The following is a 1,002-nucleotide window of genomic DNA, read 5'->3' as shown; positions in this document are numbered from 1 at the left end:
CTTGGCCACTATTTTAATCTGCCCGCCGGGCACATCCATGAACAGGGTAAAGTTCTCCACCAGGTCGAGGAAGCGCGCGGGCTCGCAGGTGCCCCTGAGCATCGTCTCCAGAGAGATGCGCCCCTCTTCGGCTTCGCTGCTTACCTTCTTCCACTCGGCAAAATGCTCCCAGCCTGCCGTGACGCTGCCCATCCGGCTCTGGCTGCCGTTGGATAGAATGATCAGCGCGTTATACCAGAACAGGTGGGGGATAGTATCCTTGTAGTCAGTGAGGTTGCCGGTAAAGGCGGTCTCCAGCCTCCGGTGGACAGCCTTAAGCTCGATAAAGAGAAGGGGCAGGCCGTTGACGAAGCCGACCAGGTCCGCCCGGCGGGTGTACATCTCGCCGGTGACCCAGAACTGCGAGCAGAGCAGGAAGTCGTTGTTTAAGGGATTATCCCAGTCGAACACCCGCAGCAGCTCCACCCGCTCTCCTTCATGGGGATCCGTTATCCGGACGCGCACGCCCTTTTTGATCAGTTCGTAAATCTCGCAATTCGCCGCTACCAGGCTCAACCGGGAGCGGTCCCGGGTCAGCTCCGCAATGGCCTGGTCCAGGGCTTCCGCCGGAGCGCCTGGGTTTAGCTTCGCCAGCGCCTCTCGCAGGCGTGCCGCCAGCACTACTTCACCCTTGGTCTCTCGCCCCAGGGGGCTGGCGCCGCTTTCAAACTCGCCGAAAGCATCGCAGGTTTTCCAGCCCAGCCGGGCCAGCAGCTCAATGGAGGGCTGTTCCACCAGGCTGTTTTCGGAAAAGCTACTTAACATAAGCTATTTCAACTCCTAAAGCGCTGCCTAATAAAATCCTGCATTTGGCTGCCGAACAGTTCTATCGTAGCCGCCCCGGTACGCACATAAAACCGTTCAACAGCACCGTCTTTTACAAAAACCGGGGAGTTACCGCGCAGACATTCTACAACCATTACCCTGACATCCTGGTAATCATCAAACCGCGGATGTATATAG

At 57.9% G+C, this 1,002-nt stretch carries 1 protein-coding gene and 1 pseudogene; both read right to left on the bottom strand.

Going from position 1 to position 1,002, the window contains the following annotated elements; translation table 11 throughout:
- On the bottom strand, positions 1 to 804 hold an 804-nt coding region (locus ACE4YL_RS14735), incomplete at its 3' end, for a type I restriction endonuclease (protein ID WP_461369770.1).
- A gap of 8 nt (positions 805 to 812) precedes the next feature.
- Positions 813 to 1,002 (bottom strand): annotated as a pseudogene (locus ACE4YL_RS14730) (hypothetical protein); the annotation flags it as partial.

The sequence above is a fragment of the Candidatus Darwinibacter acetoxidans genome, from assembly GCF_041936445.1.
Lineage (GTDB): Bacteria > Bacillota > Limnochordia > Darwinibacteriales > Darwinibacteriaceae > DTU010.
The sequence above is the reverse complement of the archived record's forward strand: the minus strand, read 5'-3'. Positions and strand labels throughout refer to the sequence as shown.